Here is a 13,845-nt window from a genome sequence, read left to right as displayed (position 1 = left end):
CGGCAGGGGGCCAGGGAGGACCCGTGAAAACCCTACCCCATCCGACTTCAGGCACACCGGTCACTGAGAACCGGGACTGGCAGGCATTCCACGGCGCTCCCTTACCTCTTCGACGATATAGCGAGAAAGCGCGGCACCGTATTCCTCCGGCGTGCCAGCTCGTGTTTCCTCGGTCGTCCAAAACAGCTCGGGAGACTCACGGTATTTCCGTTGCATCTCGGTCAATACATCCGTCAATTCACATTGCGATACGGTGATCAGTTCCATGCTTTCTCCATACGTGCATTGAGATCAACGTCTACTCGACTGACCTGCCGAAGCCGATGTCAGCGTTGATGTTAGTTTACGGGCTCCTTAACCACGCCACGGAGCGCTAATGGACATCAATAAGAAAATCGAACAGCTCGAGATCAACATTGCAGGGCTCTACAACATGTTGGCCGGCGCATCAAGCATTACGGCCCACATTGTCGACACCATCCTGTCGCCTGAGCAGAAAGCTAATCTCGCGGATTGGCTTGCTCATCAAGCATCCGAAACCCAAGCACCTGGCCGTGCGTACCTAGCACAAGTCGGTAGCGCTCTGACAAAGGAGGCGCGATTCGCTGAGTTGATCCATCTCGTCGGTCGGGAATTTTTCGAGCAGAAGCAAGCAGAGCTCGAAGCAGGGAAGCCAATTCTCTGATTTTGTTGATCATATAGACCTCTAGGTTGCACTCCCGGCGGCCCTACCCGCCGGGACAATGAATGACTCGAGTTGCCTCCCAACACGGTCAAGGTTTCCGTGTTGCCATCGCCAACTTCAACGCGGCCTCGAAGGCGGTCGGCAGCGTGCGCACCGTCGTGTTCTCGACCACCTGATTGAATCGAAAGCGCACACCGTAGCGAGGCGCACGAACGAACATCAGGACCGGCCGAATCGCATAGCCGGAAGCGAACTTGTATCGCGCCCACACGCCGAGCGCCATCCTGCCTCCACCCGGTCGACCGACGAAGTAGCGCGCGTCGCGAAGCGGATCGCGCTTGCGACGCTTTCGAGACCGGTCCGTTTCGTTCTGCGTTCGATCACGCGACGCCTGCAGCTGCGAAAGGATCTTCGAGTACTGGCCACGGCTGAAGTTGCCGTACTGGTCGAGCTGCGCCGTCGCACCTGGCACAACGTACATATCGGACGGCAGCAATCCCCGCGCTCGCAGCAACGCTTCAACTCGCTTCACGCTACGCGGGCCGCCCGTCACTTGCGGCATCAGGTACTTCGTTGCAGGCGTGCCCTTGAACGATTCGTCGATGAACCCAACGCGCGCCTCGAGCCGCTTCTTCGTCGCCGACTTGATGCGCAACGAGCGTTGCGTGTACGGCGTCGGTCGATCGAACACTTCGCGAATCTCATCGCCCAAAGCAGCTTTGGCCGCACCGGCCGTGTCGTTCAATGCCTTCGAGATCGCGAACGGTAATTGCCGCTGCACGTGATCTTCGAACGACGCTTCGAGGCGAGACGAATCGACACGCAGCGTGAAAGAGCCACCAGTCATGCGGCCTCCAATGCAAAAAGCCCCGAGGCTTGCGCACTCGAGGCTTCGAGAATTCCATTTCGTGAAGGCGAGCGCCTCCCACTGACCTAACGGGCACCCTTAATTGTTGTTATGTCTCCGAGAGGTTTGCACGACTAACGCGCGGTGCCAGCGAATATCCAGTGACTCGGTAAAGGATGGCCGAATTTTATGCGGGCTCTTCTTGGTTTGCAAGATTTTCATCGTTGCATCTTCCGTCGCACCGTGTCCGACACGCTGCCATCGACATTATCCAGCAGCGCCAACGCCGCAACAAAATGCCGAGGCCACTGCGCCCGGTAGAGATCGAGCGAGATTCCGAGCGCGCGCGCACGCGCCGGCTCGTCGATCGCAGCTTTCCCCGATCCGCCGCAGCTTTTGCAGATTTGCCGCCCAACGCGAACACCGGTTGCCGAGACACGAATCTTGCCGACACCATCGCACTCGCCGCATGTGCCGTACTCGCGCAGCACCATCGGACTGCGACCATTGTGTGCAAACGGCACGCGCTGCTCGTCGACCACAACCTTTCGACGACCATGACAAGCCGGGCACTCAACGTCGCGGTCGGTCGGTTCGTCGCGACGTGATCGACCGATCACACCGTGACCATCGCAATCAGTGCAGATGTCCGCGCACCACTCGATGATCACTCGACGCGCGAAGCGCTCAACGATGTCTGCCTTCGCCACGTCGACCTTGTGACCTCGTCGCTTTTCGAGTGCCTGCTGATGATCGAGGCCAGTGAACTTCGCACGTGAGAACTTCCGCGACGTTCGAATGCGATGTGACAGCAGCAGAACCGCACGTCGAAGCGGCGACCGCTTCACGTCATGCACATACGACACGTCCTGACCGTACTTCATATGCCAAAGTAACTTTCCGAGATCGCCCGCGAATGCGAGCGCAGCTAACGTGGTCTCTGCATTGACGGCCTGATCGTTGAGCTGGCTCTGAACATTCATCGCGGTCCCGGCTTGTTCTTTCAGGTCGATCATCCCTCACCCCGTTCTCTATGTTGTCCTACTGTCCCACTGTCCCAAGGAAAGAAGGTCAGGTGCGCGCGCACGCGCTTGCGACGTGCGCCCATCCGTGTGCACGTGTCGCGCACGTCGCACGCGCACACGCACGTACGTGAGGCGGGACGCTTGGGACGTCGGGACACGGGACGATAATCGGCGCGCCGATTGCGCCCACGAGGCGCGGCAAGATAGCCGGTATGGCGCGACAAGCAACGCTGACGCAGCGCGCCGAACGATGCGCCCTGCATGCGGTCGTCAGAAGCACGATTCATCGCCGACCTCCGCTGCCGCGAGCGCTGCTGACGCAGGCCGCGCGACGATCTCGGCCTCTTCCGGCCGCTCGTAATACCAGCCTCGCGCACCCTTCGACTCGCGCTTTCGCACCCATCCGATCGACTTGATTGCTTTGCCGATGCGACGTTGCTCCGCCGGCGTCCACTTCGAGATGTCCAGCTTCAGGCACTCGCCGAGAATCTCCTCCATCGTCACCTTGTCGCGCAGTTCGATGAAACGCGCGATCATCGGCTCGAACACGTCGCCTTCGTACCGCGCGTCCTGCTCGACGCGGAACAGCGGCTTTTCCTCGGGCAAGACCTGCCACGGGGCGGGCAGCACGCCGTCGGCCTCCATGTTGGCTGCATCCCATTCACAATAGGTCTGGTATGCCTCTGCCCAGATCTGGTCACGGTCGGCCGCAAGCCCCTTCAGGTTCAACACGTCCGCCACCTTGACCGGCCAGTAGCGTCGGTTGCCCGATTCGTCTTTCAGGTATGTGTCGAAGTTGACCGTGCCGGCGAACACGCTCTGACGCGGCACGTCGATGGCTCGTTTCGCATACGGCGGCCGGTACGTGTCGACGGCCGTCGAAAAGAAGCGCTTCGAGTTGGATGACTCCGACTTCGATAGCGCGTCCAGCTCCGCCAGCTCGATCACCCACTTTCCTGCCATCACGGCATATGAATCCTTGTCGCCGATGATGATGTTCGCGTCCGTGAACCACCGCTGCGAGAAGATCGTCCGGAACGCCGACGACTTGCCCGCATCCTGCGCGCCTTCGAGGATCAGCACGTTGTCCATCTTGCATCCGGGCTTCATCACACGGCCAACCGACGCGACAAGCCACTTGAAGCCGGCGAGCTGCACGTATTCCGTGTCCTCCGCCCCGAGGTACGTGACGAGCCAGTTCCTCAGCCGCGGAGTGCCGTCCCATGTCAGGCCCGCGAGGTAGTCGCGCACCTCGTGATACGAATTGCGCTCGGCCACCAAAAACACGGCGTCCGCGATCAGATCCGCGCGCGGGCTGACTGCGTAGCGCTGACCGAGCCACAACGCGCAGCGCGCGTCGTCACGATCGGTCCACTCACCAACCTCGCCACCCGGAAACGGGGGCGGCTTCAGTTTCACGATCCGCAGCGCGAACAGCTCGAAACCGAGGACGCCGTCCCATTTCGGATCGTTCGACAGAATCGCGAAGATGTTGTCGACGGTCGGAAGCAACGCGCCGCTGTTCGTGCGCCGCAGATCCGCGTACCACGATCGTGGTGGCCGCTCCTCTCCGATCGGCGGTTCATCGTCGGCAGCGCCAGCGGACGAAGGGGGTAACTCGTCGCCTGCGCCGAGCACTCGACGGGAGCCCTTGTCGTTCTCTTCCGACACGATCCCGGCTTTCTCCATGTCTTCGAGCAAGCGAGCCGCACGGTTGTAGCCGATCTTGAGCTGCCGCTGCACGAGCGAGACGGACGCACGATGCGCCTCTCGCACCGCTGCGACCGCTTGATCGAACATCGGGTCCACACCGCGCTCGACCGCATGCAAGTGCGGAAACGGCTTCACATCGCTTTCGTCCGGAGCGAGCGCGGCGAGGATCGCGCGCGCGATCTGCTCTTTGACGACGTGGATGCCTTCCTCGCAATGCAGGTCGTTGAAGTCCGTGAGCTTTCGATCCTCGCGGTTCGAAAAGACCGGGAACGTCACGCTCGCGTTGCCAACCGCCGCCGCAGCCTCTTCCGCGCGTGCCCGGCCCGTGTTCTCGAACCGCTTGATCTGTTCCGGCCGCGACTCCGTAGTAACGCGCAGTTCGAGAAAGGGAACGCCGCCATTGATTTGCGCAACTTCCGCGCTGACGTGATGAACGACGCCGCGATGCTCGATCGCAACTGGGTCCGCACCGACGACCAGGTCGCCGCGATACCCGAGCTTGTCGGCCAACCAACTGCGCATCTGCTGTTCGACTTTCCAGTCGTCATCGGCGCAGATCAGGATATGAACGTCGGGGTATGCATTGCGCAATGCTCGCGCGGCGGTCATGATATTGCCGGCGTCGACGCACACTGACAACGGGATAGCCTCGTCGGTCGCCATGCGAATCGAGCGACCGGTAGCATAGCCTTCCGCGACCATCACGATCTTGTCGTCGCTGCTCAGGGTGCCAAGGCGGCACTCCGCGCCTTTCTTCTCGGTCCCCTTGTTGAAGCGCTTCGCGCCGTCAGGCGTGATTTTCTGCAGGCCGACCATGCGAACATCGTCGACCGTGTACCGCAGTAGCGGAACGAACACCGTCCCGTCCTCGGCGAATCGAACGCCCTCGGCCGTGATCTGCTTGCGCTCGAGGTAAGCGGACGTGCCCTCTTCGGCAGCCTCGCCCCACTGCTGGCGCGCGCGGTTTGCGGCGAGCTTCGCCGCATTGCGCCGCTTCTCTTCTTCTGCCCGCTCGGTCGCCTCTTGTCGACGACGAGTTTCGGCTAGAACGTCAGGAGGGAGCGCACCGCCTTGCCACACGAATTTCTGCGCCCCGTTGTCGTCACCGCCCCACTCGCCAAACGCGCCCGTGTAGCCGACGACCTGTCCGCCCCGAACGATCTCGTGCAGCGAGTACCAGTGCTTTTTCTTCGGGCCATAGCGGTGCGGTTTGCCGTCCGCGATGGGGTGTCCGTCGGGCAATCGCGGATGCCCTGCAGCGTCGAGCTGCACAATGATCTGATCGATCGTGGACAAGACTTACGCCCCCGTCGAAAAGATCCGGGCGGCCCGGCGACGACGGAACGATGCGCGTCCTGCAACGAAGGCCGATTGACCCACAACAAAACGATGTGCTGCACGAATATGACGCGCACGAAGCGCGATCGAGATTTTCGGCAAAGTCACTTTGTTACCCCCGGTTGGTTGATGCTTTGCGCCGATCAAATTCAGCTCGCGTCGAACTTTCGAATTGAGCCAGCTGCTCGCCGCTGAGAAAGCCAGCAACCTGATCTTTGAATGCCAGCCGATCCGCACGCGCCGGGAGAGACGCGCAGTATTTCGCTGCGACGTCAATTGCGATGACGGGATCGGCATAGCGCAAGGCGTGCTGCATCACGTATCCGGCCGAAGCCGGGAACGTATCGAGCAGCGTATTGATGAGACGTGGAACACCGGACGGCATGTTTGTCGCCATCCGCTCGAGCGCATTACTGGCGCAACACAATTGGTTGCCGTAGTCGCATGACAGTCCTGCCTCCGCGCGAAACGGGTTGCAGCACTGCATTCCATTGCTGAATCGCATATGCCGACTCAGTCCCGATGGAACGGGGGCTTCGTGGCACGAACGGCAAATCGAACCAGCCGGATGAGGCGGTCCAGGGCACGCTGCTGCGACCGGGCCGCCGTCGTGATCGTGGTCGCCTCGCCTTCACTGACAACCTTATCTTCGAGCGCTGCACGCACGGAATCCGCGACCTCACCCGTATGCTTCGCGATCTGTAGTGCTTCGTCGATCAGAGCCTCGGCGGGATCTCCGGTTGGCATGGCGTGAGCCTCGGATGCCCGCAGCCCGAACCGCTCGTTCAGGGCATATAGCGCATCCAGCGCGTACACTGACCGACGCTCGTCCATCCACTCGATCAGCAACTCGAACATTTCCATCGAGAGCCGGTTCTCATCGACGGCACGAAGGCGCAACCGCAACGCCTCGGCAGAAATGGATCGGCCGCGTCGCGCGGTCAGGAAATTCGCAGCATCCGCCACCCCGCCCGGCGTGTTTCGAATCGAGGTGTAGAGGACGTCGAGCCATTCGGTCCCGCTGTATCTGCAGGTCATTGGAGCCCCGTCTGTTCTTGGTGATGGTGGACTTTCATTCTGTTTACCTAGCTGGCTGAGGCCTACGATGCAGACTAGGCCGCGTGCTCCGGACGACTGTCGAAGTAGTCGTAGAGCGCCTGTACGGTCGATACCCTCGGATCGCGAACGAAGCCGCATGCGATCTTCGTGATGGTTTGGTACGGCACCGTGCTTTCGTCTGCGATTCGGGGCCAATCACCCTTCACCTGATTCAGACGGCGTAGCACAGTCTCGAGCATCGGTTCGCGGTTGCTTTTCATAGCTCCCCCAATTTGGAAAACTTCCGTATGCGGAATTTTACACAAGATCGAAACTTCCTCATAGGGAATTCCACATGTGGAATGATTGGCCCCATGAGCAAAGACCTTTCGATGCGGAAATTCCTAGCAGACAAGGTGCGTCTGTGGATGGGGAGAGTTCCGGCCGCAGACACGCAAGCGAAGCTCGCGGCACGGGCTAAGATGTCGCAGAGTTCGATTCACCGCGTGCTGCATCAGGACACGGAGCCGGAGCTGACGACCGCCTATAAGCTGGCCTCGGCGTTTGGCATTTCGATCGCGCAACTGCTCGATGACAACGACGCAGAGGGGATCGCCGCGTTTCCTGTCGACCCCAAGCGCTTCGCGCGCCTTCCAGCCAGCGAAAAGGAAAAGATTCGAGCGTTTGCCGAATTTGTAGTTGCTGCATACGAAGCCAGCACTGGCGGTGCTGACGAACTGAAATCGCTGTCGGAAACCATTCCGGCTACGGATGACGAGCGCTCGCTCGTCGAGCGCGTCGCTCAACGTGATCTAACCACTGATACGCTGAGCGAACATGAGACCAATAGCCAACCGGCCCGAAGACGCGGCAAAATCCGAGGCGCAAGCAACAGTCACTAGTCTTTCGTCATATCGATCGCGGGATCGCGTTGCCGCGAATCAAACCAAGCAGGCCGCGCAAAGTAATCTCGAAGCGCGGCACCTGCGAATCGCATCACACCTCAGCTCACGACTCGAATCTAATGGGACTTACGCTGTTGCGGCCGCGCTCGTCCTTTTACGCGCCGACGGCTCGCTGGACTCCACGACTACCGGCTTAGAAGCAGAGTTCGCCCCCTTTCTCACGCGCGGCCTTAGAAGCCTCACCGATAAGTTGGCGCGCGCGCTTCCCCCACGCGCCCCGTCTCCCCGCCAGCGCGGGTCCGCCACGCTCGCCGCAATCGCGACGCTGACGTTCGTGACCGCCACCTACATCAACGAGTACCCCTTGATCGATGCCGCACTCTCCTTCGCCGGCCAATTTTGCGCAGCAATGCTATGGAACCGGAGGCGCTAGTCGCTTCCGCATAAGCTGATACATCCCCAATTATTGCGCACTAAAATTCCGCATACGGATTGACATTAAATTCCGTATGCGGATATCCTCCGGCGGAACGCGTCACCCGACGCGCCCACCGGAGGTTTTCATGAAACCCATTTTTGACGCGCATGGTGCAGCCCGTCGGGCCGCGATCCAGCGCATGCAGCAAAGTTACTTTCCGCAGCCCAAGCCGGTCGAGTCGTCGACTGCATGGCGATTCGTGATGGTCGCGGCAGCTGTCGTGATCCTCGTGAACCTCCTGCCGAGCAGCGATGCTCCAGTTGCGCCGGTCGTGCACCAGCGCCCGATGGTTTAAGGGGGATCGCCATGCACACGATCACTCTGAAAGACGGCGAGTTCAAAGCTCGCCTGCAGGAATACTTGAGAGACCGCATTCGGGTTCCCGCGATTGATCTGCTCTGCTGCGTCGCGAGGCTCGATCAGCATGAGTGGACGATCGAGGCGCAGGCCCGACTGGCGAAGGTCATGAAAGAAATCGACTGGCTTCACCAGCCTGGCACGGACGGCCCTGAGTCATACTTCTACGCGGCGCCCGGCTACGCTGATCCGATGCCGGGTCACAAGCGGTTCCGCCAGTGCATCGTCTGCACCGGCTATTTCGGCCGCCATCCCTTCAGCCACGACGTCACTCCGTGCCCTTGCGGGGAGTGCCTGTCCGGTGACGGATTTCCATCGCTAACACATGAAACAGTGCAACGGCATGGTCAGGCGATGCATCGCTCCCAAAATGGGCCTTCGCAAGCGCACGACTTGCCGAAAGCAACTCATTCAGATCCTCAAGCACATTCACCGCTTCCGACGAAATGCCCCGCTGCCGACGCAGACGATCCACGTACGCGTCGAAGTGAGTGTCGCCATGATCAACGGTCGGAAAAAGATCGGCAATCTGAATCCCCATTTGTAGAAAGGGACAGCATAGCTCACTCCTGCTCCATTTCTGGAAAGCAATCCGGAGAGCGCCATCAATGAGCCGACATAACAAACCGCGCCACGGCAGAGCATATATCGCTGCCCTGATCGTGATTTTCATCAGCGTTTCCGTGAGCACGTTTCGCTCGGAAATGTCGATGGTCAATCACATCGCCGTCGTCACCTCGAGCTCGCACGCGGGATAACCCGGCCATGACAGCGGCGGATTTGATCTCCGACGAAGAAATCGTTCGCGAGCATCGCCTTCGCTGCCTGCCCGGCCCTGCCTCCGCATCCCTGACCAATCCAGCCCTCCGGATCTGCCTCGCGAACTGCGCGGCGCTCCGGACGCGCGACCAGCAACCACACGCCAGACACGTCGACCTGAAGAGTCGCGCGGCCGGCGAAAGTGAACAGGAGTAACACCATGCCCCGCCCGATCAAACGCTTCGAACCCGATACGCCACGCGGCGACACCCTCAGCCTGCGGACCATCGTACGCTACGACCGCGATGCCCGCCGGCCGTCGACACCGATTCTCGTCGGCCAAACCGTCGTCATGCGCCGCCCGATCGCGGACAGCATCTATATCGAATACCTGATCATGGACGGCCACGACGTCGTCCGCACGCAGATCTCCATCCCGTGCGAGGCCGACTGTGAGAGTGCGATCAATGCATTCCGTCGCCAGCGAAAGGCGGCCGAGCAGGCCGCGCAAGACGCGATCGCCACTGCAGCACAACAGGCAAAGCGCCGCAGCAAGCGCGGCGCGAAGGAGGTCGCATGAAGCGCGCGACCTCCTACATGCCGCCGACAACTTACTCTGAGATCGTCGCCGCTGCCAATCGCCAACACGAACAACGGATTGCCGAGCTGAAGCGAGCAGCAAAGCACATTACTGCTGTTGAACGAGATCTCACGAAACTCGCTGAATCGAGGATCTATGTCGACATCGATCGATACTCGATGCACCTGGTCGACTGCCGGAAAATCGGAGACTACGTCGGTCGCGCTCAATGGGGACTTCGAATTCTGCCGAGCATGTCGCTCGGTGATGCGCCCGATCGGTTAGTAGCAGGTTTTCTTTCGCTTGGCTGGGCCGTCGAGCGCATTGACCTCGACGGCCACTGCACGAAGGTCGTGTTGCGCCGACCTAAGACGCAGTTGCGACTCAGGCTCGATTGCTCGCTCGCGTATGCCAGCAGCCTTGAACTGCAGGAGGTCGCGTGATGAACGACCACACGCAACAGCTCGACCCGACTGCGCCGATCCAGACCGGGAATACCAAAGCCGCTGCCGCAGCCGCCGGCGCAACGTCGGCGGACCTGTGGATGACGCCATACGAAGCGCTGCGCTACGACCCGCTCGACAACGTCCGTCCGGTGGATCCGCAGTGGGTCAAGGAACTGACCGCACTGATGATGCAGAACGGGTACGACAAGGGTTCTCCGCTGCATTGCTACGCGCGAAAAGTCGACGGGAAGGATTACTTCTACGTCTACAAGGGCCAGCACCGCTACCTCGCGGCCGGCGCGGCAATCAAGGCGGGGAAAGATCTCGGAAAGATTCCGATCGTAGTGCGGGACTCGCGCGAGGTGAACCGAGCGGAAATGGTCATCGACGGCTACGTGAGCAACGTCTCGAAGACGTCTTCGCCGCTCGATCTCGCTACATCGATCGCCGAGCTGCGCGATGTTCATGGCCTCGACTCGAAAACCATCTGCGCGCGCCTCAACATCACTGAGCAGTCGATCCGCGACGCTGCACTGCTTGAGAAAGCACCAGCCGAGCTGCACGACCTCGTGCGAAATGGCTCGATCGCCGGCACCCTCGCGATTGAAGAGATCCGCGCGCATGGCAGCGACAAGGCGCTCGAACGCATCGTGTCCGGGCTTTCGAAGGCAAAGGAAGCCGGCAAAAGCAAGGTCACAAAGAAACATCTGGCTTGCGGCAAGCCGTCAGAAAAGCCAGCATCGCGCAAACCAACGAAGATCGACGAACCGCGTGCAAAGCAACTTTTGCAGGCGCTGCAGGCGGTGTTGCACGACGACGGTTTCGGCAAGCTGACACAAGCGACGATCGAAGCAGTTCACACAGCGCTGATGCCCCTCACTGACTTGCTCGATACCAAACCTGCTGGCAAGGACTGGCCCATCGCGGAACCAGACGAAAACGGGTGCTGCGAGCCGGCCGATACGCTATGCGGCCCCGAGCGGACCGGAAGGATCAAGGGGCCTCTCGCATACATTCGCGTCGCACAGCCGGCTCCCGGTGCATGGATTTACTCGGTCGAGTACAACACCGGCACCAGCTTTGCGAGTGGCCCGCTGAAGATCTCGTCGGCAACCCTTGTGGTATGGACGCGCGTGCAAGCCATTCGCTCGGGCGCAGCAAAGCTCGTCAAGATGATCAAGTCCCCCAGCCACGGCAGCACGAAATCGGAACAGGTAGCCTTCCAGCGGATTCTCGCGTGGGCGAACGATGTCATCGACATGCCCGACCCTGACTGGAAGCCCGAGTTTGCGACTGCGTCGGCTAGAGGGAAGCGACCGGACGTGACCGACGTACTGACGGCCATCGAAGACAAGCGTCGGATCGCGTCAGGCCGCGCCCTCTTGGATAGCGCCCTCCCGGCGGCAGCGGAACGTCGCGGCCTCGACCCCGCTGCTGCATGGCCGTTCCCGTCCGGAGGCGCGAAATGACCCCGCGCCCGGCTCTTTCTACCCAACGTCCGCTGTCGCGTAAGCGGGAACACAGAAAACAGCGCACCGCGATTGCGCTCGAGAGTGTCGACGGCAAGGCAATCGCGACCGAACAGCGCGGGCGTGCGCCCGCAAAAGCGATCCAGAAGGACGAAGCGACGCTTGCGCGTCGCAAACCTATCCAGGTGAACGATGCCTCGGCGGTTGCCCGCCGAGGCAGAGCCGAGCGCATCGAAGCGCTTCGCGCCACGATCCGCGACCTGGTCGTCGAGATCTCGCACGCGGCCGACGTCGAGCTGCTCGACCTGATGGCCGACGAGGTCGGTTCGTTCGCCCGCCACAAAGCCGCGCAGGAGGCCCGCACATGGGCAACCACTGCCGGCGTCACGCTTGAGACCGGCCTGATGCAACTCGGCCGCGCCCTGCCTACACTCACCTCCGGAGACCAACAATGAACACTACCGACAAGATCCACACTGATGCGCTGACGGACGAGCAGATTCTCTCAATCGCCGAGCCGCACTTCAGCGTCGAAGAAAGCCGGTACGGGAAAGAGTTCAACCCGCACCCGCAGTATCACGGCAGCGATCTGAGCGTCGTACTGTTCGCGCGCAACCTCCTCGCAGCATCCCATGCCGAGCAGCCCGCAGCAGCGCCCAGCGGGTATTGCGAACGGGCAGGCGGTTGCGTGTGCGGTGGCGACCTGCCGCGAGTGCGTGAGGGTTGTTCCGAGTGGGTGAAAACAAAACCCGCGCTCGCGCCGACGGACGAGCGGGTGGAGTGGCTTGGCCCGCACCGTACCGCATGGGATGCCCTGAATGAAACGCGCAAAGCTGTTGCCGCGATCATCGGCGCAGATCCTGAAACGTGGCCCAACCATGGAAACGCGCCGTTGGCCATCGCAGCGGCCATGGCCATGCGCCAGTCGGATTTAACGGCCCGCACAGCATCTGCCAACGAGACGCTAGAAGGGGCGACGGAACGCGATCTGTCGCGAACGATTGACGAGCGCGACCAGATGGAAGAGGATGGCACGCGTCTCGCAAAAGCGGTCGGCGAGTTTCTCGACGTGGATGTCGGCGAGTGGTCGAGCGCGAACAATCCGATCCTCGCGGCAACCGAAGCGCTTGAATCTCACACCCCCGCGCCGGCGGCGGACCCGGCAGAGATCCCGGCGATTATGTCCGGCGACTATGTGCCGGGCAAGCGCGGCTGGATGATGCGAAAGGACGGCGGAATCGTGATAAACGCGTCGCACGACGTCACGGCCGCAGTGGTCGATGTGCGTGCCGAGCGCCGTCGGCAGATCACCGAAAAAGGCTGGACGGTAGAACACGACGACGAGCATGCATGCGGCGAAATCGCATCGCTCGCCGCGTTCTACGCGATGCCCGCCGGCGTCCGCGACTGGCCGGCAACCGATACCGGCTATGGCGCCACGTTCGGCCAAGCGATCCTGCCTGCTGGCTGGAGCGCAAAGGTTGGTGATGACCGTCGACGCGAACTGGTCAAGGCCGGCGCACTGATCCTCGCCGAGATCGAGCGGCTTGATCGCGCAGCTGCACGCGCAGGAGGTAGCCGATGACGACGCCCCCGAAGCGCGCGGTCCAGTTTCGCCTGGAGTTGCAGGCGGACACCGTCGACCACCTGGTCACCGCCCTTACCGATCTGGCCACGCAGATCTGCGCCGGCAAATTGAGTACGCACGCGATCAGTGGCGGTGCTTTCAGCAGCCACGAATGCTGGCTGACAGTCGCGGATCGCCCGACGCATGCCGAATACATCCGCGAGCTGGAACAGTGGCGCGATCGCATCACGGCAAATCGAGGAGGCAATGCGTGAGGACGCTCGACCTGATCGAATGCGCGGAATTCCTGAAAATCGACCGGACTACGCTCTTGGACATCGTTCATCGCGGCGACATCCTCGGTGCCAAGATCGGCCGAGCATGGGTCTTTCTGGAGGACGATGTCGTCGCCTACCTGCGCGAACAGGTGCAGGCGCAAACGCAGAAGCGAATCGAGCAGATCCGGTGCGGGTCTCCGGAAACTGATGCGCGGGTCGACAAGGCGATCCGAAAGCAACTTTCGCAGACCGACCCGCGCCGGCCCGGCCGCAAAGCACGCCCCCTTCCTCGCCTCCCCGAACTGGACGCATCGGCCGCGATGGCCGCGTGATCGCTCCAAAGCCACCCCGGCCGCCCGG

Annotated in this window: 18 protein-coding genes; 10 read left to right on the top strand and 8 right to left on the bottom strand. The window is 61.4% G+C overall.

Annotated features, from left to right (window positions below; all coding sequences use genetic code 11):
• Nucleotides 1–60 precede the first annotated feature (60 nt).
• The gene (locus WS69_RS32810) at nt 61–267 is read right to left on the bottom strand and encodes a hypothetical protein (protein WP_156437881.1); all 207 of its coding nucleotides are present in this window, start codon (nt 265–267) and stop codon (nt 61–63) included.
• Between the two features lie 109 nt (nt 268–376).
• On the opposite strand from WS69_RS32810, the gene WS69_RS00805 reads away from it, so the two are divergent.
• A complete protein-coding gene (locus tag WS69_RS00805) occupies nt 377–685 on the top strand; it encodes a hypothetical protein (RefSeq protein WP_059468944.1) in 309 nt (102 codons plus the stop codon).
• Between the two features lie 88 nt (nt 686–773).
• Here the strand turns inward: WS69_RS00805 and WS69_RS00800 are convergent, their stop codons facing one another.
• The 5 genes from WS69_RS00800 to WS69_RS00780 form a co-directional block, all read right to left on the bottom strand.
• Nucleotides 774–1,532, bottom strand: coding sequence for a hypothetical protein (locus tag WS69_RS00800; RefSeq protein ID WP_059468943.1), 759 nt, complete (start codon nt 1,530–1,532; stop codon nt 774–776).
• A gap of 218 nt (nt 1,533–1,750) precedes the next feature.
• Nucleotides 1,751–2,548 carry a hypothetical protein gene (locus tag WS69_RS00795; protein ID WP_059468942.1) on the bottom strand — a complete coding sequence of 266 codons (798 nt, stop codon included), beginning with the start codon at nt 2,546–2,548 and terminating at the stop codon, nt 1,751–1,753.
• Nucleotides 2,549–2,827: 279 nt separating this feature from the next.
• Entirely contained in the window at nt 2,828–5,566 is a 2,739-nt protein-coding gene (locus tag WS69_RS00790; RefSeq protein ID WP_059468941.1) for a VapE domain-containing protein, read from the bottom strand.
• Nucleotides 5,567–5,720: 154 nt separating this feature from the next.
• A complete protein-coding gene (locus WS69_RS00785) occupies nt 5,721–6,113 on the bottom strand; it encodes a hypothetical protein (RefSeq protein WP_059468940.1) in 393 nt (130 codons plus the stop codon).
• An 8-nt stretch (nt 6,114–6,121) separates the two neighbouring features.
• Entirely contained in the window at nt 6,122–6,646 is a 525-nt protein-coding gene (locus WS69_RS00780) for a phage regulatory CII family protein (protein WP_059468939.1), read from the bottom strand.
• Between the two features lie 374 nt (nt 6,647–7,020).
• On the opposite strand from WS69_RS00780, the gene WS69_RS00770 reads away from it, so the two are divergent.
• Together WS69_RS00770 and WS69_RS00765 are read left to right on the top strand one after the other, a co-directional pair.
• Nucleotides 7,021–7,548: a helix-turn-helix domain-containing protein gene (locus WS69_RS00770; RefSeq protein ID WP_197419187.1), complete on the top strand. Its 528-nt coding sequence runs from the start codon at nt 7,021–7,023 to the stop codon at nt 7,546–7,548.
• 566 nt (nt 7,549–8,114) lie between these two features.
• Entirely contained in the window at nt 8,115–8,324 is a 210-nt protein-coding gene (locus tag WS69_RS00765) for a hypothetical protein (protein WP_156437880.1), read from the top strand.
• On the opposite strand, the gene WS69_RS32805 is transcribed toward WS69_RS00765, so the two are convergent.
• Nucleotides 8,321–8,518 carry a hypothetical protein gene (locus WS69_RS32805; RefSeq protein ID WP_156437879.1) on the bottom strand — a complete coding sequence of 66 codons (198 nt, stop codon included), beginning with the start codon at nt 8,516–8,518 and terminating at the stop codon, nt 8,321–8,323. The genes WS69_RS00765 and WS69_RS32805 overlap by 4 nt on opposite strands.
• A 136-nt stretch (nt 8,519–8,654) precedes the next feature.
• Nucleotides 8,655–9,104 (bottom strand): hypothetical protein, encoded by a 450-nt coding sequence (locus tag WS69_RS00760; RefSeq protein ID WP_059468936.1) that lies wholly within the window; start codon nt 9,102–9,104, stop codon nt 8,655–8,657.
• Between the two features lie 261 nt (nt 9,105–9,365).
• Between WS69_RS00760 and WS69_RS00750 the strand changes: the two genes are divergently transcribed.
• The 7 genes from WS69_RS00750 to WS69_RS00720 are packed head-to-tail and all read left to right on the top strand — an operon-like array spanning nt 9,366 to nt 13,817.
• On the top strand, nt 9,366–9,725 hold the full coding sequence (locus WS69_RS00750; protein WP_059468934.1) for a hypothetical protein: 360 nt from the start codon (nt 9,366–9,368) through the stop codon (nt 9,723–9,725).
• On the top strand, nt 9,722–10,168 hold the full coding sequence (locus WS69_RS00745; RefSeq protein ID WP_059468933.1) for a hypothetical protein: 447 nt from the start codon (nt 9,722–9,724) through the stop codon (nt 10,166–10,168). Before WS69_RS00750 ends, WS69_RS00745 begins: the two co-directional genes overlap by 4 nt.
• A complete protein-coding gene (locus WS69_RS00740; protein ID WP_059468932.1) occupies nt 10,168–11,640 on the top strand; it encodes a hypothetical protein in 1,473 nt (490 codons plus the stop codon). The genes WS69_RS00745 and WS69_RS00740 overlap by 1 nt, the downstream gene beginning before the upstream one ends.
• Nucleotides 11,637–12,095, top strand: a complete 459-nt coding sequence (locus WS69_RS00735; RefSeq protein WP_059468931.1) for a hypothetical protein — start codon at nt 11,637–11,639, stop codon at nt 12,093–12,095. The genes WS69_RS00740 and WS69_RS00735 overlap by 4 nt, the downstream gene beginning before the upstream one ends.
• Nucleotides 12,092–13,225 (top strand): hypothetical protein, encoded by a 1,134-nt coding sequence (locus tag WS69_RS29725; protein ID WP_082715851.1) that lies wholly within the window; start codon nt 12,092–12,094, stop codon nt 13,223–13,225. Before WS69_RS00735 ends, WS69_RS29725 begins: the two co-directional genes overlap by 4 nt.
• Nucleotides 13,222–13,482, top strand: a complete 261-nt coding sequence (locus WS69_RS00725) for a hypothetical protein (protein ID WP_059468929.1) — start codon at nt 13,222–13,224, stop codon at nt 13,480–13,482. The genes WS69_RS29725 and WS69_RS00725 overlap by 4 nt, the downstream gene beginning before the upstream one ends.
• A complete protein-coding gene (locus WS69_RS00720; RefSeq protein ID WP_059468928.1) occupies nt 13,479–13,817 on the top strand; it encodes a helix-turn-helix domain-containing protein in 339 nt (112 codons plus the stop codon). Before WS69_RS00725 ends, WS69_RS00720 begins: the two co-directional genes overlap by 4 nt.
• The last annotated feature ends 28 nt before the right edge of the window (nt 13,818–13,845 follow it).

This window comes from Burkholderia sp. BDU5, assembly GCF_001522845.1.
GTDB lineage: Bacteria > Pseudomonadota > Gammaproteobacteria > Burkholderiales > Burkholderiaceae > Burkholderia > Burkholderia mayonis.
This window is presented reverse-complemented; position numbering and strand designations above follow the sequence as displayed.

What these genes read in the sequence shown, in the direction of transcription:
- WS69_RS32810 (WP_156437881.1), bottom strand. Translation starts at nt 267, where the DNA reads ATGGAACTGATCACCGTATCGCAATGTGAATTGACGGATGTATTGACC.
- WS69_RS00805 (WP_059468944.1), top strand. Translation starts at nt 377, where the DNA reads ATGGACATCAATAAGAAAATCGAACAGCTCGAGATCAACATTGCAGGG.
- WS69_RS00800 (WP_059468943.1), bottom strand. Translation starts at nt 1,532, where the DNA reads ATGACTGGTGGCTCTTTCACGCTGCGTGTCGATTCGTCTCGCCTCGAA.
- WS69_RS00795 (WP_059468942.1), bottom strand. Translation starts at nt 2,548, where the DNA reads ATGATCGACCTGAAAGAACAAGCCGGGACCGCGATGAATGTTCAGAGC.
- WS69_RS00785 (WP_059468940.1), bottom strand. Translation starts at nt 6,113, where the DNA reads ATGCGATTCAGCAATGGAATGCAGTGCTGCAACCCGTTTCGCGCGGAG.
- WS69_RS00780 (WP_059468939.1), bottom strand. Translation starts at nt 6,646, where the DNA reads ATGACCTGCAGATACAGCGGGACCGAATGGCTCGACGTCCTCTACACC.
- WS69_RS00770 (WP_197419187.1), top strand. Translation starts at nt 7,021, where the DNA reads ATGAGCAAAGACCTTTCGATGCGGAAATTCCTAGCAGACAAGGTGCGT.
- WS69_RS00765 (WP_156437880.1), top strand. Translation starts at nt 8,115, where the DNA reads ATGAAACCCATTTTTGACGCGCATGGTGCAGCCCGTCGGGCCGCGATC.
- WS69_RS00750 (WP_059468934.1), top strand. Translation starts at nt 9,366, where the DNA reads ATGCCCCGCCCGATCAAACGCTTCGAACCCGATACGCCACGCGGCGAC.
- WS69_RS00745 (WP_059468933.1), top strand. Translation starts at nt 9,722, where the DNA reads ATGAAGCGCGCGACCTCCTACATGCCGCCGACAACTTACTCTGAGATC.
- WS69_RS00740 (WP_059468932.1), top strand. Translation starts at nt 10,168, where the DNA reads ATGAACGACCACACGCAACAGCTCGACCCGACTGCGCCGATCCAGACC.
- WS69_RS00735 (WP_059468931.1), top strand. Translation starts at nt 11,637, where the DNA reads ATGACCCCGCGCCCGGCTCTTTCTACCCAACGTCCGCTGTCGCGTAAG.
- WS69_RS29725 (WP_082715851.1), top strand. Translation starts at nt 12,092, where the DNA reads ATGAACACTACCGACAAGATCCACACTGATGCGCTGACGGACGAGCAG.
- WS69_RS00725 (WP_059468929.1), top strand. Translation starts at nt 13,222, where the DNA reads ATGACGACGCCCCCGAAGCGCGCGGTCCAGTTTCGCCTGGAGTTGCAG.